Origin of the sequence: Pseudomonas sp. (genome assembly GCF_036404235.1) — a bacterium.
Taxonomy (GTDB): domain Bacteria; phylum Pseudomonadota; class Gammaproteobacteria; order Pseudomonadales; family Pseudomonadaceae; genus Aquipseudomonas.
This window is the reverse complement of sequence record NZ_DASWOT010000154.1, coordinates 1-18,738: the sequence shown is the minus strand read 5'-3', so window position 1 is coordinate 18,738 and position 18,738 is coordinate 1. Positions and strand designations below refer to the sequence as shown.

The following is an 18,738-nucleotide window of genomic DNA, read 5'->3' as shown; positions in this document are numbered from 1 at the left end:
CCCTACAACCATCGCGCATACCTCAGCCAAATCGCTGCATGAAGGCAACCTGCTGCTGATGCGCGACGCTTTGCACCACCGCTTTCATCCGCACCACACTCCCCGGCAGTTTCTGCGCCAGACGCGTCAGGGACAGAGGGGTCAGCGCGCCGAGTCTGGGGTAGCCGCCGATGGTCTGGCGGTCGTTAAGCAGGATGATCGGCTGTCCATCCGGAGGCACCTGAATGGCGCCGAGTGGAATGCCTTCGGAGATCATCGGTTTGCCTTGATAGACCAGCTCCGGGCCCAGCAGGCGTTGGCCCATGCGGTCGGCTCGGCTGTCTAGGGTCCAGTCGCTGTTGAAGGCGTCGAACAGGCTCAGGCCGCTGAATTGACCGATTTGTGCGCCAAGAACGACGTCCAGCGGGCCCGGATCAGCGAAGTTCGGAACGAGGTTGCCTGGCACTGCATGAAGCTCGAAAGCCGCTCCCGAATAGGTCAGTTGATCGCCCTCTTGCAGTGCCTTGCCGGCGCCGTCAAGACCGCCGAGCCCTTCGCGCCCAACCGTGGCACAACTGCCCAACACCTGAGGCGCATCAAAGCCGCCGGGTGCTGCGAGATAAGCCCGAGCACCGGCAACCGGCTGAATGAACCGTAACTGCTGGCCTTTCTTGACGAAGAAACTGCGCCATGGCGATATCGGCCGCTCGTCGAGCAGGACGCCAAGGTCGGCGCCCGCCAGCGCCAAGCAGCAATCGGTTTCGGCAATCAGGGTCAGGCCACCCAGCGTCACTTCGATTACCGCAGCGTCCAGCGGGTTATTGAGCAGTTTGTTGGCCCAGAACATCGAGACCCAATCCAAAGCCCCGCCCTGCGTCACCCCGAGATGTCGCACACCAAAACGTCCGGCGTCCTGCAACAGGCACAATGGGGTGCCGCTTTTGACGGTCAGCACGCTCATGCCAGCGCTTCCAACGGGGTGTCGTCGCCGCCCAAATGCAAGAATTCGGCGTGGTCGATAGCCTGGAAGCGTACGGTATCGCCGGGCTGCATCAGGCTGTAGCCGTCGATCTCGCGGTCGAACAATGTGGCCGGAGTGCGGCCCAGGATATTCCAGCCGCCTGGAGACACCACCGGGTAAGCAGCTGTCTGCCGTTCAGCAATGCCGACGCTGCCTGCGGCGACACGTTTACGTGGAGTTTTGATACGTGGGGCTGCAAGCACTTCATCAACCAACCCCATGAACGCGAAACCCGGCGCAAAACCCAGTGCAAAGACCTGGTATTCACGCTCGCTGTGACGACGAATCACCTCATCAACCGACAGCCCGCTGCGTTTGGAGAGCAGGGTCAGCTCCGGGCCAACGCTGAGGTCGTACCAGACCGGCAACACATGCCGATGACCGCTCGTCAATGAATCAGGCGACAGGTCGGTCATCGCACCAACGATCAGTTCCCTGGCCTGATCCGGACTCAGCGCCATAAGGTCGTAATGCACCATTAGCGTTGTATAAGACGGCACCAGATCGATCAGATTTTGCGCAAAGGCCGCACGTAAGCGCAGGCTGGCCGCCAGCATCCACGGCATGTTGGCCTCATCGATGGCATCGAACAGACGCACCATCAAACAGTCGATCGCGACGACTTCTATCCTGGCATTCATGAGGCAGCGGGCTCACCCAACGCTTGACGAATACGTTGCACGGCGCTGATAGAACTGGCGTTGTCGCCATGGACGCACAAGGTATCGGCGGCCAGCAACAATTCACTGCCATCGCTGGCGGTCAGCACCTCACCACGCGACAGCGTCAAGGCCTGGGCGATGATGCGTTCCGGATCATGATGCACGGCGCCCGGCAGATTGCGTGATACCAGTCGGCCGAGGCTGTCGTAAGCACGGTCGGCAAACGCCTCAAACCACAAGGTCACGCCATATTCATCGGCAATTGCCTGCGCGACAGTGTTGTCACGCATCGCCAATACCATCAATGGCAGCTCTGCGTCGTAGCGGGCAATACCTTCGATCACTGCGCGTAATTGTGCGGGGTTGGCCATCATGTCGTTGTACATCGCGCCGTGGGGCTTGACGTATTTCACCTGCCCGCCTTGCCCACGGCACACGCCATCCAGCGCGCCTATCTGGTAGTGCAGCAGGTCTTGAATTTCCTGCGCCGAGCAGGCCATTGAGCGTCTACCGAATCCCACCAGATCCGGATAAGCGGGGTGCGCGCCGATGGTGACGTTGTGCGACAAGGCCAGCGCAACGGTCTTGCGCATCACACTGGGATCACCGGCATGAAAGCCACAAGCGATGTTGGCGCAGTCAATGAACGGCATGACGTCTGCGTCCAGACCCATGGTCCAGGCGCCGTAGCTTTCACCGATATCGCAGTTCAATAACAGGCGGCCCATGGGGAATCTCCTATGTGCGTTTTTTGATGAGAGATCACCCGTCGTCCAGACGCCGCGCTGTCGCGTAGCAAACACGGGATCTGTTGGTGATTTATCTCCTGTTAAATCAATGGCCTTTCTTTAGTTTGATAAGAGCCGGCCAGAGTTGAGTCTAGCGGGCAGGCGCGCTCCAACAGATGCAATGTCGGTGGGGTTAACGCCAATCCGGGTTGACCGCACGTTTGTGCCGCCGCCCCACCGCCAGCCAATCGATAAATACCACGAAGCTTTCGATCACCAGCGACAACAACAGCGCCCCAGCGAGCCCCCACCCGATCACCTCAGGCGTCAGGAGCACTTGCCAGCTGTAACCGTTCCAGGTTTCCTTGCGGATGTCCGGATCTGCGGCGGTAAACACATGCAAAGCCTTGGCATACCACGGGCCTTGCAGCGCCAGCCATTCGCGGTCGAGCAGTTGCGCACGGGTCATCAGTTTGCTGACGCTGTCGGCATCGCTGCGAAACACGGGATCATCGCTGCTGCGGTAGTGCTGGATCAGCGCCTGCACATCGCCATTGAAAAAGCGCTGCGCCGTCTCGTTGTAGCCCTTCATGCCTTGTTGCGCTTCGATCAGGTGCGCCTCGACGCGCTTGCTGTAATCGGCGATAAAGCCGGGCACCTGCACGCCAAACAACAAGCCCGCCGTGAACAATACCAGTCGCAAGTAGCTTCGCAGCATAGGTCCCTCTCTGTCAGGTCGCGCCTTGGGCCACGCATTCCCCGCGTCGCCACAGGCTCCATTGACCCGGCTCGTAACGATGCCAGGTCTCGTTTTCGGTCAGCGGTTCGGTGGCAATCACAGTGACCACATCGTTGGGCGTGGTTTCTGCCTGGAAGTCGACAATCACATCAACGTCCTTTAGACGTGCCGGTCCGAATGGCGCCCGACGGGTAATCTGCACCAGCTTGGTGGAGCAAAAACAAAATAGCCAGTCGCCATCACTGAGTAAGCAGTTGAACACGCCTTTGCTGCGGTACTCAGCACAGGCTTGAACCAATGACGGCAACAACTGTTCGATCTCGACGGGCTCGGGCGCTGCCTCGCGAACGCGATTCAACAAATCGCAAAAAGCGGCTTCGCTGTCTGTGTCGCCCACTGGACGATAAAACGTGGCACGTGGATTGAAATCGGCAAGTTGACCGTTGTGCGCAAAACACCAGTTGCGTCCCCACAGCTCACGGACGAAAGGATGGGTGTTGGACAGGCAGACCTTGCCCACGTTGGCCTGGCGAATATGGCCGATGACAACTTCGCTTTTGATCGGATAACGCTGCACCAGTTGTGCGACTTCAGACTCGCTGCTGGCGGCAGGGTCCTGAAACAGGCGCAGACCACGGCCTTCATAGAAAGCGATGCCCCAGCCGTCGCGATGCGGCCCCGTACGCCCACCGCGCTGCATCAGCCCGGTAAAGCTGAAAACGATGTCAGTGGGGACATTGGCACTCATGCCCAGTAGTTCACACATGCTAAGGCCTCAATACGTTCTGCGGCGTGTTGGCCTATTACAGCTTTGGCTCGACCCGATAGCGGCCACCAGTATTACCCGGACTGCCTGCCGTACCGCCATTTAGCGGTGCCGGGGCAGCCGGTTGCGTGGCATAACGCCCAGGACCCTGGGATGCGAAAGGCTCGTCATCTTCTGCGGGCTGCGCCGCTTGCGCTGCAGCAGCTTCGGCATGGGCCTGACGAGCCTTGCGGGCCTTCAGGATCGGCAAGCGAATCAGCGCAAATATCACGTAGACACCAAGCGCCACGGCGCCGTAGGTCGCCAGATCCAGAACCGCACGCCAGACAACGTTGCCCACCTTCAACGCCAGGTCCAGCACGCTGATGGCCAGCGCCGGGGCATAGGTATCCTTGACCGGATCAACGCTCGTCGGCGTAAACAACAGCACCGCGCCGAGTAACCACAGCGGCTCACGCAGGTAGCGCCACATCCAGCCGGTCAGTTTGATCCACACCAACAGACAGCCCAACGCAGCAAATGCGTAAAGGCCCCAGGCAATCAGATAGTCGTTGTCGGTCATGACGTCCGTGGTAGGCAGGTAAAGAGGCGCTTATGATAACGACTTTTCGCCAGCCCGGCTTCCCCGGCTTCAGTATCGGTGCGCCTTCACGTTCAAACACGGTCGCGTCACCGATCATTTCATGATCAGAGAGCCCAGCATGCCTTTATCCAACTCGTCCATTAGCGCACCCATCGCCCGCAAGGCCGAAGGTGCCGACCCGTATGCCTGGCTGCAGAACCGCGACACCGACGAGGTGCTCGATTACCTCAAGGCCGAAAATAGCTACCAAGAACAGCAACTGGCCGATCAGGAGGCATTGCGCGAAACCCTGTTTCAGGAAATCAAGGGCCGCATTCTTGAAACTGACTTGTCGTTGCCCTCCCCCTGGGGCCCGTACCTGTATTACACGCGCACCACCGAAGGTGATGAATACGCGCGGCACTATCGCTGCCCCCGCCCAACCGACGACTCGAACACGGTTGATCAAAACCGCGAAGAGCTGCTGCTCGATCCAAACGTATTGGCCGACGGCGGGTTTTTCTCACTCGGTGCCTTCAGCATCAGCCCGGATCATCAGCGACTGGCCTATAGCCTCGACACCACAGGTGAAGAGGTTTACCAGCTCTACGTCAAACAACTGAGCAGCGGCGAAGTCACGCACCTGCCATTCGAGGATTGCGACGGCAGCATGACCTGGGCCAACGACAGCCAGACGCTGTTTTTCGGCGAACTGGATGACACCCATCGGCCACACAAGCTGTATCGCCATACGCTTGGCAACGACTCCGCTGACCTGGTTTTCAACGAACCGGACGGGCGGTTCTTCCTGCATTGCTATCGCACCAGTTCCGAGCGCCAACTGGTGTTGTCGCTGGACAGCAAGACCACCAGCGAAGCCTGGGTGCTGGATGCCGCGACGCCTGAGCGAGCCTTTGTCTGCATGGCACCGCGCAACGAAGGTCATGAGTATTCGGTGGATCACGGTCTGGTAGACGGCGTCTGGAGCTGGCTGATTCGCAGCAACCAGAGCGGCATCAACTTCGCGCTGTATCAAGCTCATGAGCAGGACAGCGGCGTTCCCGACAGGGCTCAATGGCAAACCCTGATCCCGCACAGTGAGTCGGTCATGCTTGACGGCTTCAGCCTCAACGCCAAGGCCCTGACCTTGAGCCTGCGCGAAGGTGGGCTGCCCATCGTCGAAGTTCACCCACAAGGCAAGTCGCCGTATCGCGTACAACTGCCGGATGCGGCCTACAACCTTCACGTGCAAGACACACTTGAGTTCGAGAGCGACAGGATCCGCCTGCGCTATCAATCCTTGAATCGTCCGGCGCAGGTACGTCAATTGACCCTGGCGACGGGCGAACAGATTGTGCTCAAGCAAACCCCGGTCCTGGGTGTTTTCGATGCCGATGCCTATGTCAGCCAGCGTCTGTGGGCAACCGCGCCGGATGGCACGCAGGTGCCGATCAGCCTGGTGGTCAAGAAAGAACTGGCCGGTCAGCCGACACCGCTTTACCTCTATGGCTACGGCGCGTATGGGGAAAGCCTCGACCCATGGTTTTCCCATGCGCGCCTGAGCCTGCTGGATCGGGGGGTGGCCTTTGCCATCGCTCATGTGCGTGGCGGCGGCGAGTTGGGCGAGGCTTGGTATCGCAATGGCAAGCAAGAGCACAAAGCCAATACATTCACTGACTTCATCGCCTGTGCTGAACACTTGATCGCGCAGAAACTGACAACCGCCGAGCAACTGGTAATCAGTGGCGGCAGCGCTGGCGGCTTACTGATCGGCGCGGTAATCAATCAGCGTCCCGACCTGTTCAAGGCGGCCATTGCCGAAGTGCCGTTCGTCGATGTTCTCAACACCATGCTCGACCCTGAGCTGCCGCTGACCGTGACCGAATACGACGAATGGGGTAATCCGCAGGAGCCCGAGGTTTACGCCCGAATCAAGGGCTACGCGCCCTATGAAAACGTTACAGCGCAGGCTTATCCAGCAATGCTGGTCATCGCTGGGTATAACGACAGTCGCGTGCAGTATTGGGAAGCGGCCAAGTGGGTCGCAAAATTGCGAGCACACAAAACTGATGGCAATCTGTTATTGCTCAAGACCGAACTGGGCGCAGGCCACGGCGGCATGAGCGGTCGCTACCAGGGATTACGTGACGTAGCGCTCGAATATGGTTTTATCTTTAAGGTATTGCAACTGGCCTGAGGAACTCCGGCGGCCACCCGTGTCATAGCAGGCTGAGTCCGGATGTTGTGTAGTCCGGATCTGCTTTTTATTTCGGCCCATTCTGAAAATTTTACAAGACCAAGCCATGTCGACACCCTCATCACTGAATAACGAAATCCGCGAAATGTTGATGGACTGCGGTCTGTTCGACCCCCTGACGCCTGAGGATTTTTCCATCGCGGCGGGGTATTTCAGCATCAGCAGCATCGAAAAGGGACAGGCTATTTTTAACGAAGGCGACGCTGGCACGTTCATGTGCATCATCCACTCAGGCTCGGTGTCAGTGCAGAAACTCAACAGCGAAGGCAAACCCATCGAGTTTGCGGTGCTACGCAGCGGCCGGACATTCGGGGAAATGGCAGTGCTCGATGGCGAGCGCCGCTCTGCCAGTTGCATCGCGGCATCACCTTGCTACCTGCTGAACCTGGGTCGGGACTCACTGGACAAGATGATCAACGAAACACCAAAGATCGCCGCCAAGATCATCCGTGCAATCGCCGTAGCGCTGTCAAAACGCCTGCGCATGATGGATGGGCAACGGGCTTCGCAGCCGAGTTGAAAAAACAGTGCTCGTACACCCCTCTGTAGGAGCCAACGTGTTGGCGAAGCAATATTGTGTCGTGTCAGGCAGGCAGTTAGCCTCGCTGACAAGTGAGCGACAGACAGAGCCTTTGCGTCGAATCAAGGCTTCTCGGTTGAGCCCTGATCCTGATCCTGCTCCAGCCCCGGCAAGTCTTCGTCTTTCGGCGGCCCGGGCAGCGGGATCTTCGGTAGCAACGGCGGGTTACCCACACCGCCTTCGTGGGGGATGCTCGGCGGCGATACTTGCGGGTACGGCGTCGGTGTTGCAGTGCCCGGCGCACCTGGCACGGACGAAATGGGCGCAGGCGTGTTAAGCGTCGGTTGCAGCGTCTCGGCCTGAATCACACATACCGAGAGCATCGCCAGGGTAATCGCCGTTAGAATAGAACGCTTCATCGATGGCCTCCGCCGCCTGTGATTGTTATCCGGCACAGGCTACTCCTCGATCACGGGTTGTGCGCTGCAAACCGTCACTGTTTTTCATTTCATCACTGAGTTATCCATGAAACGTTTCGTTCTGCTCGACACCACACCGATCCCCAATAACGGCGGCGCCCTGTGCCTGTTCGAATACGGCGAAGACTTCGTGATCAAGATTCAGGGCGGCGACGGCGGCCAGTTGATGAATACCCGCATGCACGGCTCCGAAGACGCGCTGGCACAAATACCCTGTCAAAAGATCGCGTCAAGGGCCCAGCCACGCGTACTGATCGGCGGGTTGGGCATGGGCTTCACCCTCGCCTCCGCGCTCAAGCACCTGGGCAAGAATGGCGAAGTCGTGGTCGCTGAACTGGTGCCCGGTGTCGTGGAGTGGAATCGCGGACCACTGGGCGAAAAGTCCGGCAATCCATTGCAGGACCCTCGAACCAAGGTGCTGATTCAGGACGTGGCGCAAGTGCTCAAAAGCGAGCCGCAGGGTTTCGACGCCATCATGCTGGACGTCGACAACGGCCCGGAAGGCCTGACGCAAAAATCCAACAGCTGGCTATATTCGTCTGGCGGCCTCAGTGCCTGCGCTCAGGCATTGCGCCCCAAAGGCCTGCTGGCGGTGTGGTCAGCGAGCGCCGACGCGGCGTTTTCCGACAAGCTGCGCAAGGCAGGCTTCAAGGCAGAAGAGGTCAAGGTCTACGCCCACGGTAACAAAGGCACCCGGCACACGATCTGGATCGCCGAAAAACTCAAGGGCTGATCAACGCCGGACACGCTAAACTGGCAGCATCGTCGACAACCGAACCTGAAACAGGTGACACCATGAGCACGGCCAACCCACCTACCAACACCTCGAAGCTCGATCGCATCCTCGCCGACGCCCAGCGCGACCGCGAAATGGGTTATCGCGATAAGGCACTGCGTATGTATCCCCATGTGTGCGGCCGCTGCGCTCGCGAGTTCGCTGGCAAGCGCCTGAGCGAGTTGACCGTGCATCACCGCGATCACAACCACGACAACAACCCGCAAGACGGCTCTAACTGGGAACTGTTGTGCCTGTACTGCCACGATAACGAACATTCGCGTTATACCGATCAGCAGTACTTCTCCGAGAGCTCCACCAGCAGCCCGAAAACCGCCAAGGCGATGCACAACCCGTTCGCGGCATTGGCGGGGATGATGAAGAAGGAATGAATGCAAGCAACTGCAAGTTATAAGCTTCAAGCCGCGAGCAGAAGTAAAAGCAAGTGGCTATCGCGTGTAGCTTGCAACTGCCCCTCCCGTATAATCCCGCGCTTTCTCTGACCTGAAGAGCACCCTCCCCCGTGGCAAACAAACGCTATGCCTGCATCGGCTTGTACAACCCAAAATCCCCGGAAAACGTGGGCTCGGTGATGCGTGCAGCCGGATGCTATGGCGTTGCGTCGGTGTTCTATACCGGCACGCGGTACGAGCGCGCACGGGACTTTGTGACAGACACCAAGAAGATTCATCAGGACATCCCGCTGATTGGCATCGACGACCTGAAAAAGATCATTCCCCTGGGCTGCATACCGGTGGCCGTGGAGCTGGTCGAAGGCGCTCGGGCGCTGCCGGAGTACACGCATCCGGACCGGGCGATCTATATCTTCGGCCCAGAAGATGGCTCGCTTGACAAAGAGATTCGCGATTGGTGCGAGGACGTGGTGTACATCCCCACCACCGGATGCATGAACCTGGCGGCCACAGTGAACGTCGTACTTTATGACCGCATGGCCAAAGGCAACAATACCCGCTCAGGGCCGCAGTTTGGCCGGGAAACCCAAGGCAGGTGAGCGACAGTCTCCCCAAACGTATTGAACAGATTCAGGCGCAGACAGTCAGCTTTAAAGACCTCACCTCATCATGGAGAAACATCATGAGCGACACCCCAATCGTTGAAAAAATTGACACCTCATTTCAGCAGCAGCCAGAGCAGAACGTACAAGGTTGGGAGCGCATCGGCTCGCTGGCTGGCGGGGTGTTGATGATGGGCAAAGGGCTACGGCGCGGCGGCTTCTTCGGCCTGGTGCAACTGGCAATTGGCGGCGCGGTACTGGCACGCGGCATCACCGGTCATTGCTCGGCCAAGGCGCTGATCGAGAAAAGCCGCGGCGATGTGGCGTTGGCCAACACGCGAATCAAACGCGCTGGCGCGCAGCTGAGCACGCTCAAAACCAAGGCAGAAGTGGCCGCTGAAGAAGCCGTCGTGAAGAGTATCGATACTGCAAAAACGCCGAAAAACGACGTTTGAGTGCTTTGCCGCACGCTCGTGCAAGCAAATGCAGGAAAGAACTTGTTGGCGAGGCAGGACCGGTCACAGCAGGTCCATCGCTTCGCCAACACGTTGGCTCCTACCGGTAACTAAACCGACTCAACCTGCCCGGAAGATCAGATAATCTTCCCAGTCATCTTCCGACACGCTGTTCTCGCTGACCATGCGCCCAGACTGCGAAATACGCGCCTGATGAACCGCATCGCGATCACCGCACACCAGATGATGCCAAAGCGGCAGGTCCTGCCCTTCGCTGACCAGTCGATAACCACAGGTCGGCGGTAACCACTTGAACGTATCCGCCTTGCCTGGCGTCAGCTGAATGCAATCAGGCACCGACGCCCGACGATTGGGGTAATCGGTGCATTGACACGTCTTCAGATCCAGTAGCTTGCAGGCGATACGCGTGTAGTAGACGCTGTTGTCGTCTTCATCTTCGAGCTTCTGCAAACAACACAGGCCACAACCATCGCACAAGGATTCCCACTCGGCAGGGTCAAGTTGCTCAAGCGTCTTGCGCTTCCAGAAGGGTTCGACTTTAGCGGCCATGAGTGTAGGGATCAGTATCGGAGAATGAAAAGGCCGCCAGTCTAGAGGTACAGGGCACATCGGCCAAGCACTTACGACTGTCGGTAGCACAGGACTTGTCAGTGAACAAACGGCGCAGTAGCTTTACTGCCGGGCAGATGCCATTCACAACCTCACTCTGCCTGAGCAATATCCCCAATTTCGACGATGCCTGCCGTCCACGGCCCATCAGCTCCAGGCCGCAAACCCTGGCTGTCGGCACGAGGTGTCAGGATTTGCGGCTTGCCCATCCCCTACCGTCAGGATTTTCCATGAGCGCCAACCTACGTATTCCCGAACACACCATCCACCCGCAATTTACCGATCGCTGGTCGCCGCGCGCGTTTACCGGCGAAAGTATCCCGCAGGAAACCCTGCTGAGCTTTTTTGAAGCCGCGCGTTGGGCGCCTTCCGCTTACAACTCACAGCCTTGGCGTTTTCTCTATGCGCGACGCGACACGCCAAACTGGGAGCGTTTTTTAGGGCTGCTCAACGAGTTCAACCGCAGTTGGGCACAACATGCATCAGCATTGGTGATCATCATTTCCAAGACCACCTTTACTGCGCCTGGCGCGACCGAAGAAACACCGGCGCTCTGGCACACCTTCGACACCGGTTCAGCATGGGGGCATCTGGCGTTGCAAGCCAGTTTGAGCGGCTGGTACACACACGGCATGGCCGGTTTCGATCAGGAGCTAACCCGCAAAGAGCTTAAAATTCCGGAAGGTTATGCACTGCACGCCGCCGTGGCGATTGGCAAACTGGGCGATAAATCGAGCTTGCCGGAATACCTGCAAGGCCGTGAGACACCGAGCCCGCGTCGCCCCCTGGCCGAATTGGTAGCCGAAGGCGATTTCACCCTCTAACACTCACCTGTAGGAGCCAATTCATTCGCGAGATGGCGGATCGGTCAGTATAGGTCCATCGCCTCGCCAACACGTTGGCTCCTACAGATCGAGTTAAATTCTGATCAACAACGGTTGCGTTCTTCCCCCGGAGATCAATACCCCTTCGAAAAATCCACTTCCCCGCGCAACGGCTGACCCGCCGCATAGGCCTGTAAGTTCTCGACAAACAGCTGCGTCATCATCGATGGCGATGTCGGCGCGGAGCTGTGCCCGGTCAGTAGCAAGCCCCAGGCTGTCCAGAACGGATGACGTTGCGGTAACGGTTCCTGACGGCAAACGTCGATGACCGCGCCGGCCAAATGTCCTTCCTTGAGTGCTTCGACCAAATCGGCGTCAACCACCGAAACACCACGCCCAACGTTGATGAACAACGAACTGGGCTTGAATTGGGCAAACAGCTTCGCATCGTACACGTCTTGTGTGTGTGGGGTGTTGGGCAGCAGGTTGATGACAAAATCCATCTCCCCGGCCAAGCGTCCAAGGTCGCTCGGCGCGCCGACCTCCACAAACGGCTCCAGGGTGCGCGCCGTCGACGCGATGCCGTACAGCTCAACGCCGAACGGCACCAGAAACCTCGCAACCGTGACACCGATATCGCCGGTGCCGACGATCAGTGCCTTGCGCCCCGCCAGGCTGTGGCCCAGGCGGTTGTCCCATTTGCGTTCCACCTGGCTGACCAATCGGGCCAGTACTTCGCGCTCATGGACCAGCATGTAGGTCAACACGAACTCGGCCATGACCTGGCCGAAGATGCCCACCGCTCGGGTCAAGCGGTAGTCACGGTTCAGGCCCTCGGCCAACAGTGGCGTGATGCCAGCCCAAGTCGATTGCAGCCATTGAGGCCTGTGCCCCTGACGTAGCAGGTTCGCCAGCAGGTCGGGCTGGCCGAGCCAGACAGGCGCATCCGCAGCCATTCGTGCCAATTCGGCGGAATCACCACTGCTCAGCACTTCAATATCGGGAGCAGCGTTGCGAAGCAATTGGGTGTAAACGGGAAAATCGTGTTCAGCGATCAGAACGCGCATGATTCAAAACTCAAAAAACAAGACGTACGACCAAGGCTGTGTCGAGGCCGGTTTTGCGGCGGATCAACACCCATCAGTCCGGTAAACCCCTGCGATGACTTGCAGGGTCTTTTCACTAGGGTCAATTACATCGGGTCGTTGCGGCGCAGCAATTCTTCCGGCAGATGCTCGATGTAATCGTCTTCTGCGGGAGGCATTTGCAGGTGGTAACCCTGCTTCTCCAGATTGGCAAGCACTGCATGGATGTCTTCGCGTGCCAGGGCACGCTCAGGGCTCAACACCAGATTAAAGGCGTGTTGTGGCTTGCCGAACGCCGCCAGCAGTTCGTCCGGGACACGCTCAAGGGCATCGCTCTTGAGCACATAAAGGTACATTTCATTGCGGCGGGGGCTGCGATAGATGGAGCAAATACGTTTCAAAGCTGTTCTCCGGGGTTGGCCAGGCTGTCGAGCAGCGTCTGGCCCATCAACTCGCGACGCCAGCCACGTAACGATTCGGGCAAATGATAGGGACCATCGGGATAACCGGTCTTGAGCAGCGCTTCCAGGGTCTTCTTGCGCAGCATCAGTTCGGGTGCCATGTCCAGGCGCTCGGCCTGTTGCTGGCCGATGATGCGCAATGACTTCAATACGTTCGAGGCATCGATCGGCAATGGCTCAGGCAATGCCGGTGGCCACTGATCTTGCGAAACGCTGCCGGCTTTCTTGATCAGATCGAGCAGAAACTCACCGTCCTGACGCACGGTCTTGGGGTGCATATCTTCGATCTTGGCCAACGCAGCGAGATTGTCGGGCTGCGTTTTAGCCAGTGGCCACAACGCATGCTCACGCAGGACCCGGTTGCGTGGTTGATTGCGCGCGCGGGCCTCTTTTTCTCGCCAGGCGCACAACTCGCGCAGCACCGCTAACTGAGCGCGGGACAGTTTCCAGGCCAGCTTGGCTTCGCGATAGACCTCATAGGGATCGATCTCGCGACGCAAATTGGCCACCAACTCGGCGCCGTCTTCCAGGACCCAGGCATATTTGTCATCGGACAGGCGCGGACGCAGCAAGATGTAGACTTCAGCCAGATGAACGGCATCTTCTGCGGCATAACTGATCTGCGTGTCAGACAACGGACGCTGTAACCAGTCGGAGCGCGTTTCACCTTTGGGCAAATCGATGTTGAGGACTTCCTGAACCAATCGCGAATAGCCCATCGAAAAACCAAGGTTCAGGTAGGCCGCAGCCAATTGGGTGTCGAACAATGGCGCCGGCAGGCTGCCGGTCAGACGCAACAGGACCTCAAGGTCTTCGCTGCAAGCATGCACGACCTTGATGACATCGGGGTTTTCCAGCAATGACGCCAATGGACGCCAGTCGCTGATAAGCAATGGATCGATCAAATAGGCGCGCGAACCGTCGCCAATCTGAAGCAATGCTGCGATGGGATAGAAGGTATCGACCCGCATGAATTCGGTGTCGAGGGCGACAAAAGGCAGAGCCTGCCACTGTGCGCAATGTTGGGCGAGGCTGTCGTCGTCGCGAATCCAGTGAATATCGATGGCCACACGGCTCTCCCTTGAAGAATGGCGCGCAGTATATATCGCTATCAGCGGTTACCGAGCATCCGTCCTGCAAGTCTTGAGCATCTTCATCATTTGCGCCTGAGCTGACGTTGACAAAATCGAGCCGCTCATCGCCTCAATTAGCAGTTTTGCGTAGTACATACACCCGCCACATCGCGTAACCGGGTAGAAAATCGTGATGATCGACAATGGCGAAACCGGCATGGGCAAACTCTGCTTCGATGTCCGACCTGCTGACGACGAACCGATTGCGCGTCACTTCATCTGCACCCCCAGCGAGGCGGCAGCGGTCCTGACGTCTGCGGCGCCAGGCCTTGAGGTTGCCATCGACCCACAGCGCAACGATCGCGGTGTCGCGCGTAACACGATGGAACTCCTGCAGAATCTCCATGCGCTGGCCACCGTCGACAACATGATGAAACAGGCGCATGCAGAAAATACAGTCCACTGCATTGGCCGACAACCCGATGGAGAACACCGAACTCTGGAACGTACGAATGCGCTGACGGATGTGCGACGGCGATTGGGCCTCGGCCACTGAAAGCATATCTGCCGAAGGATCGGCAGCCAGGATTACCCGGTTGGCGTGCTCAGCCAATACAGGCCAGAATCGTCCGCCTCCAGAGGGCAGATCCAATACCAGACCGGGCTCTCCTGCGTCACGCAACGCATGGCGGGCCAATTGCGCGTCACGCCACAGGCTGAGCCTGCGCGCAAAACCTTGTTCATGCCGTTGTACATAGTCGCGAACCTTGCCTTGCTCGGAGGTCTGATCACTCATTGGCCAATACCCCTTCCGTATACATCCCCCTGCAATTGGCGAACATATCCAGCGCCGGGTTATAGACCTTGGTATCGACCTTCAGCAAACCCAGCATTGAATGGAACAAGTTGTCTTGGCTCAACGGCGCATTACGCTCACTTTGCAGGCAATGTGTATTAACGGCAAAAGACTGTTGATAATTCTCAGAGAACCAGGCCACCATCGGGACGTGTTTTTGTTGGTCCGGCGCTAGCATGTAAGGTGTGCCATGAAGAAACAGGTTGTACTCACCCAGAGACTCGCCGTGGTCCGATAAATACAACATCGCGGTGTCCACTTTATTCTGATTACTGCGCAAGATATCGATCAAACTGGCCAACACATGGTCGGTGTACAACAGCGTATTGTCGTAACCGTTGACGATACTCTCGCGGCTGCAATTGTTAAGTGCGTTACTTTCGCAGACCGGTGTGAATTTTTCATACTCTTTGGGATAACGCTTGAAATACTCAGGGCCATGGCTGCCCATTTGATGGAGCACCAGCACGGTATCCTTGTCCAGGTTATCGATAAAATTTTGCAGCCCCTGCAACAATATTTCATCACGGCATTCGTTATTGGCGCACAGCACGGGGTCTTTCAGGTTGCTGACATCCTGCAGCGTGACGCGGTCACAGGTGCCTTTACAGCCCGACTGGTTGTCCCGCCAGACCACATTCAAGCCAGCATGCTTGAGCACATCAAGCACCCCTTCCCGGTTTTTTGCGCTGACCGCGCTGTAATCCTTGCGGCCCATGTTGGAAAACATGCAGGGGACCGACACCGCGGTTTCAGTGCCGCAGGAATGCACGTCGGTAAAGGCAATGACGCCGTGTTCCTTTTTCAATTGTGGCGTGGTGTCGCGGTTATAACCCAGGATGCCAAAGTTCTCGGCCCTGGCACTTTCACCCACGACCAGAACCGTCAAGGATTTGCGCTGGTGCTGTGACCAATCACTGTCCAGCTTGGCATCTTCACCCAGCGTCACAAACGGTTGCTGTGCAGACACGACTTGCTCACTCAGATAACCGATCGATGCCCCGATGTAATTGCTCGGCACCACCATCAAGCGCAATTCATGGTGATTGCGAAACAACGAAGCCAACCCTTGATAGTTGAGCAATGCAACACCTCCGATTATCGCCGCACAGCCCGCACTCACCAATACCTTGCTGATCAAGTCTCGGTGCCAGCGACGGTAGTTGACAGGCACCTTCCATACGATAACCGACGGCAGCACACCTAATAATACGATGTAGGCCAATAGTTTTAGCGACAGCAAATCCCACACTTCAGTGGCATTGGTTTCAGCGAAGTTACGAAACATGCCGGCATCAATCATCACGCCGTATTGATTCATGAAATAAGCAACACCGGCACTGATCATGAATAACAGAACCAGCAACGGCTTCAAGACTGGCCTAAAAGCAAACACAGTTAGGACTATGTTAAACACACAGAAAACCATCGCCACGAACGCAACACGCAATAACAAGCCCTGGCTATTGGAATCTGTAATAGCGAATAAATGCTGCCAGAGGGTGATATTGAACCCGAGCAATAAAAAAATACTGGCGAGCACGGTCACAAGCTCGGGACGAACTGCTTTAACGTTCAGCATTAGGGCCTACTTGGCTCAAGTTAAGGAACACGAAACGAGCAATGGAAAATCACTCCTCCGACGTAGTGAACTTTAGGCAGAGCGCCATCAATTTTTTGTGAAAAGGATGCAAACAAAAGGTCTTATCTTGGCTCTTTTATTTGTAGGAAAAACCCTCAAGGCGCGAAGACTGCCGACAACATGTCGGCCACCAAACGTTATCAATAGACCGTATCCCTCGGCACCGCCTTGGTCATATCCAGCGTACCGCTAGCCCGCAGTGCATCATCGATGATCATCTGAGCCGCTTTTTCGGCAATCATCAGGGTCGGTGAGCAGGTGTTGCCAGAGGTGATGGTGGGCATGATCGAGGCGTCAACTACGCGTAGCCCGGCGACCCCGTGGACGTTCAAGCGTTCATCCACCACGGCGTCTGGCCCCTGCCCCATTTTGCAGGTGCCGACGGGATGGAAAATCGTCGTGCCTATGCTACTGGCGGCCTGACGCAGTTGTGCTTCACTTTGCAGGCTAACGCCGGGTAGATACTCCACCGGCTGGAAAGGCGCCAGCGCTGGCGCGGCTGCAATTCTGCGGGTCAGGCGTATGGCATCGGCAGCGACTTTCAGATCGGTCTCGTGACTCAGATAGTTAGGGCGAATGAGCGGCGCGGCGTTGGCCTCTGCCGAGCGTATTTGCACAGTGCCGCGACTGTGCGGACGCAAATCGCAGACAGACGCAGTAAACGCGGGGAAGGTATGCAGCGGCTCGCCGAAACGCTCAAGCGACAAGGGTTGCACGTGATACTCAAGATTAGCGGCGGCCTGCTCAGGCCCTGAACGCGCAAACGCGCCAAGCTGACTGGGCGCCATCGCCAGCGGGCCGCTGCGGTTGATTGCATAACGCAGGCCCATGTTCATCTTGCCCCAGAGGCTGCCGACCATTTGGTTGAGCGTGCGCCCATTACTGACCTTGTAGATCAGCCGCAATTGCAGGTGATCCTGAAGGTTGCCCCCCACGCCGGGCAATTCGTGGCGAATGCCGATACCGAGTTTTTCCAGCAATGCCCGAGGGCCAATACCTGAACGCTGCAACAGCATGGGCGAACCGATTGAGCCACAACACACAATGATTTCACGACGCGCAGCCAGGTGCCGCTCACCGGATTCGCCCCGAGCGACCACCGCACTGGCACGACCATTTTCAAATTCGATACGGGAGGCCTCCAAACCCGTCATCACAGTCAAGTTATGGCGTTGGGCAATCGGCCTTAAAAACGCCTTGGACGCGTTCCAGCGCACACCACGGCGCTGATTGACTTGAAAATAGCTGCAACCTTCATTGTCCCCACCGTTGAAGTCAGGGATAGAAGCGATGCCCGTCTGCGCGGCCGCCTCTCGAAACGCATCAAGCAAGGGCCAGGACAAACGCTGTTGCTCGACCCGCCACTCGCCACCCGCACCGTGCAGGTCGGATTCGCCGGCATAGTGATTTTCCGAGCGTTTGAACATCGGCAGTACGTCCTGCCAACTCCAGCCCTTGTTGCCCTGCGCGGCCCATTCGTCATAGTCGCGAGACTGCCCGCGCATGTAGATCATGCCGTTGATGGACGAACATCCACCCAGCACCCTGCCGCGCGGGTAGTTGAGCGATCGACCGTTGAGGCCGGGCTCGGCTTCGGTCTTGAAGCACCAGTCGGTGCGTGGGTTGCCGATGCAATAGAGGTAACCCACAGGTACATGAATCCAGGGATAGTTGTCCTGCCCGCCTGCTTCGAGCAGCAACACCCGATGAGCCGGATTTTGCGACAGCCGATTGGCTAACAGACAGCCTGCCGGGCCTGCGCCGACAATCACGTAGTCATAGAGCACACTGGCATCTTGCATGCGTCCCTCGCTGATCTTTTATTTTTATAGAAGCTGCATCCTGATGTTTTTTTGCGCAAAACAAAAGGCCGCCGCATGTTGCCATGCGGCGGGTGATCAGTTGTAGGCGCGAACTTGTCCCGCGATCTGGCGCGCAGCGGCAGTAAACCCGGTGTGCGCGGTCTGTCTGTCACACCGCGTGCGCAAGTTTTACGACGGGTTCCCCGCCGGTCGCGGGGCAAGCCCGACTCCCACATGAAGGTGCAGGGTCAAAACGCGTTTATATCCGCCCTGTTTCCATTACACGGCGCTACGACGATAGCTGCGATAGTTCGGCATCCAGAAGTTACGCTCGATCGCCTCCACGATCATTTCTTCAGTGGTTTCCAGCGCCACACCGTCAGCCTGGGCCTGCTTGGCGACCGCCA

At 57.7% G+C, this 18,738-nt stretch carries 21 protein-coding genes; 7 read left to right on the top strand and 14 right to left on the bottom strand.

Features of this window, described 5'->3' with window-relative positions; translation table 11 throughout:
- Nucleotides 1-22: 22 nt before the first annotated feature.
- The 6 genes from VGC62_RS19360 to VGC62_RS19335 form a co-directional block, all read right to left on the bottom strand.
- On the bottom strand, nucleotides 23-940 hold the full coding sequence (locus tag VGC62_RS19360; RefSeq protein WP_331188696.1) for a biotin-dependent carboxyltransferase family protein: 918 nt from the start codon (nucleotides 938-940) through the stop codon (nucleotides 23-25).
- On the bottom strand, nucleotides 937-1,641 hold the full coding sequence (locus VGC62_RS19355; RefSeq protein WP_331188695.1) for an allophanate hydrolase subunit 1: 705 nt from the start codon (nucleotides 1,639-1,641) through the stop codon (nucleotides 937-939). Before VGC62_RS19355 ends, VGC62_RS19360 begins: the two co-directional genes overlap by 4 nt.
- A complete protein-coding gene (locus tag VGC62_RS19350) occupies nucleotides 1,638-2,390 on the bottom strand; it encodes a 5-oxoprolinase subunit PxpA (RefSeq protein ID WP_331188694.1) in 753 nt (250 codons plus the stop codon). Before VGC62_RS19350 ends, VGC62_RS19355 begins: the two co-directional genes overlap by 4 nt.
- Nucleotides 2,391-2,583: 193 nt before the next feature.
- Nucleotides 2,584-3,108 (bottom strand): DUF2937 family protein, encoded by a 525-nt coding sequence (locus VGC62_RS19345; RefSeq protein ID WP_331188693.1) that lies wholly within the window; start codon nucleotides 3,106-3,108, stop codon nucleotides 2,584-2,586.
- A gap of 13 nt (nucleotides 3,109-3,121) precedes the next feature.
- Entirely contained in the window at nucleotides 3,122-3,895 is a 774-nt protein-coding gene (locus VGC62_RS19340; protein WP_331188692.1) for a class II glutamine amidotransferase, read from the bottom strand.
- Between the two features lie 37 nt (nucleotides 3,896-3,932).
- The gene (locus tag VGC62_RS19335; RefSeq protein ID WP_331188691.1) at nucleotides 3,933-4,457 is read right to left on the bottom strand and encodes an MFS transporter; all 525 of its coding nucleotides are present in this window, start codon (nucleotides 4,455-4,457) and stop codon (nucleotides 3,933-3,935) included.
- Nucleotides 4,458-4,596: 139 nt separating this feature from the next.
- On the opposite strand from VGC62_RS19335, the gene VGC62_RS19330 reads away from it, so the two are divergent.
- Both VGC62_RS19330 and VGC62_RS19325 read left to right on the top strand, forming a co-directional pair.
- Nucleotides 4,597-6,654 (top strand): S9 family peptidase, encoded by a 2,058-nt coding sequence (locus tag VGC62_RS19330; protein WP_331188690.1) that lies wholly within the window; start codon nucleotides 4,597-4,599, stop codon nucleotides 6,652-6,654.
- Nucleotides 6,655-6,760: 106 nt separating this feature from the next.
- Complete coding sequence (locus VGC62_RS19325; protein WP_331188689.1) at nucleotides 6,761-7,234, top strand: cyclic nucleotide-binding domain-containing protein; 474 nt, start codon at nucleotides 6,761-6,763, stop codon at nucleotides 7,232-7,234.
- Between the two features lie 122 nt (nucleotides 7,235-7,356).
- On the opposite strand, the gene VGC62_RS19320 is transcribed toward VGC62_RS19325, so the two are convergent.
- Nucleotides 7,357-7,653 carry a hypothetical protein gene (locus tag VGC62_RS19320; protein WP_331188688.1) on the bottom strand — a complete coding sequence of 99 codons (297 nt, stop codon included), beginning with the start codon at nucleotides 7,651-7,653 and terminating at the stop codon, nucleotides 7,357-7,359.
- A gap of 106 nt (nucleotides 7,654-7,759) precedes the next feature.
- Here VGC62_RS19320 and VGC62_RS19315 point away from each other — a divergent pair, with 106 nt between their 5' ends.
- From VGC62_RS19315 to VGC62_RS19300, 4 genes are all read left to right on the top strand, one after another.
- Entirely contained in the window at nucleotides 7,760-8,446 is a 687-nt protein-coding gene (locus tag VGC62_RS19315; protein ID WP_331188687.1) for a spermidine synthase, read from the top strand.
- Nucleotides 8,447-8,508: 62 nt separating this feature from the next.
- Nucleotides 8,509-8,880: a YajD family HNH nuclease gene (locus tag VGC62_RS19310; protein WP_331188686.1), complete on the top strand. Its 372-nt coding sequence runs from the start codon at nucleotides 8,509-8,511 to the stop codon at nucleotides 8,878-8,880.
- Between the two features lie 131 nt (nucleotides 8,881-9,011).
- Nucleotides 9,012-9,500: an RNA methyltransferase gene (locus VGC62_RS19305; protein WP_331188685.1), complete on the top strand. Its 489-nt coding sequence runs from the start codon at nucleotides 9,012-9,014 to the stop codon at nucleotides 9,498-9,500.
- Nucleotides 9,501-9,583: 83 nt separating this feature from the next.
- A complete protein-coding gene (locus VGC62_RS19300; RefSeq protein WP_331188684.1) occupies nucleotides 9,584-9,958 on the top strand; it encodes a DUF2892 domain-containing protein in 375 nt (124 codons plus the stop codon).
- A 120-nt stretch (nucleotides 9,959-10,078) separates the two neighbouring features.
- Here the strand turns inward: VGC62_RS19300 and VGC62_RS19295 are convergent, their stop codons facing one another.
- Nucleotides 10,079-10,528, bottom strand: a complete 450-nt coding sequence (locus VGC62_RS19295) for a YcgN family cysteine cluster protein (RefSeq protein ID WP_331188683.1) — start codon at nucleotides 10,526-10,528, stop codon at nucleotides 10,079-10,081.
- Between the two features lie 290 nt (nucleotides 10,529-10,818).
- Between VGC62_RS19295 and VGC62_RS19290 the strand changes: the two genes are divergently transcribed.
- Nucleotides 10,819-11,412 carry a nitroreductase family protein gene (locus tag VGC62_RS19290; RefSeq protein WP_331188682.1) on the top strand — a complete coding sequence of 198 codons (594 nt, stop codon included), beginning with the start codon at nucleotides 10,819-10,821 and terminating at the stop codon, nucleotides 11,410-11,412.
- A gap of 134 nt (nucleotides 11,413-11,546) precedes the next feature.
- Here VGC62_RS19290 and VGC62_RS19285 read toward each other — a convergent pair whose 3' ends face one another.
- From VGC62_RS19285 to VGC62_RS19260, 6 genes are all read right to left on the bottom strand, one after another.
- Nucleotides 11,547-12,479 (bottom strand): D-2-hydroxyacid dehydrogenase, encoded by a 933-nt coding sequence (locus VGC62_RS19285; protein ID WP_331188681.1) that lies wholly within the window; start codon nucleotides 12,477-12,479, stop codon nucleotides 11,547-11,549.
- Nucleotides 12,480-12,604: 125 nt separating this feature from the next.
- Nucleotides 12,605-12,898 carry a YcgL domain-containing protein gene (locus VGC62_RS19280; RefSeq protein ID WP_331188680.1) on the bottom strand — a complete coding sequence of 98 codons (294 nt, stop codon included), beginning with the start codon at nucleotides 12,896-12,898 and terminating at the stop codon, nucleotides 12,605-12,607.
- Entirely contained in the window at nucleotides 12,895-14,028 is a 1,134-nt protein-coding gene (gene rnd, locus VGC62_RS19275; protein WP_331188679.1) for a ribonuclease D, read from the bottom strand. Before rnd ends, VGC62_RS19280 begins: the two co-directional genes overlap by 4 nt.
- 133 nt (nucleotides 14,029-14,161) lie before the next feature.
- A complete protein-coding gene (locus VGC62_RS19270; protein WP_331188678.1) occupies nucleotides 14,162-14,827 on the bottom strand; it encodes a class I SAM-dependent methyltransferase in 666 nt (221 codons plus the stop codon).
- Entirely contained in the window at nucleotides 14,820-16,469 is a 1,650-nt protein-coding gene (locus VGC62_RS19265; protein WP_331188677.1) for a phosphoethanolamine--lipid A transferase, read from the bottom strand. The genes VGC62_RS19270 and VGC62_RS19265 overlap by 8 nt, the downstream gene beginning before the upstream one ends.
- A gap of 200 nt (nucleotides 16,470-16,669) precedes the next feature.
- On the bottom strand, nucleotides 16,670-18,331 hold the full coding sequence (locus VGC62_RS19260) for a GMC family oxidoreductase (RefSeq protein WP_331188676.1): 1,662 nt from the start codon (nucleotides 18,329-18,331) through the stop codon (nucleotides 16,670-16,672).
- Between the last annotated feature and the right edge of the window lie 407 nt (nucleotides 18,332-18,738).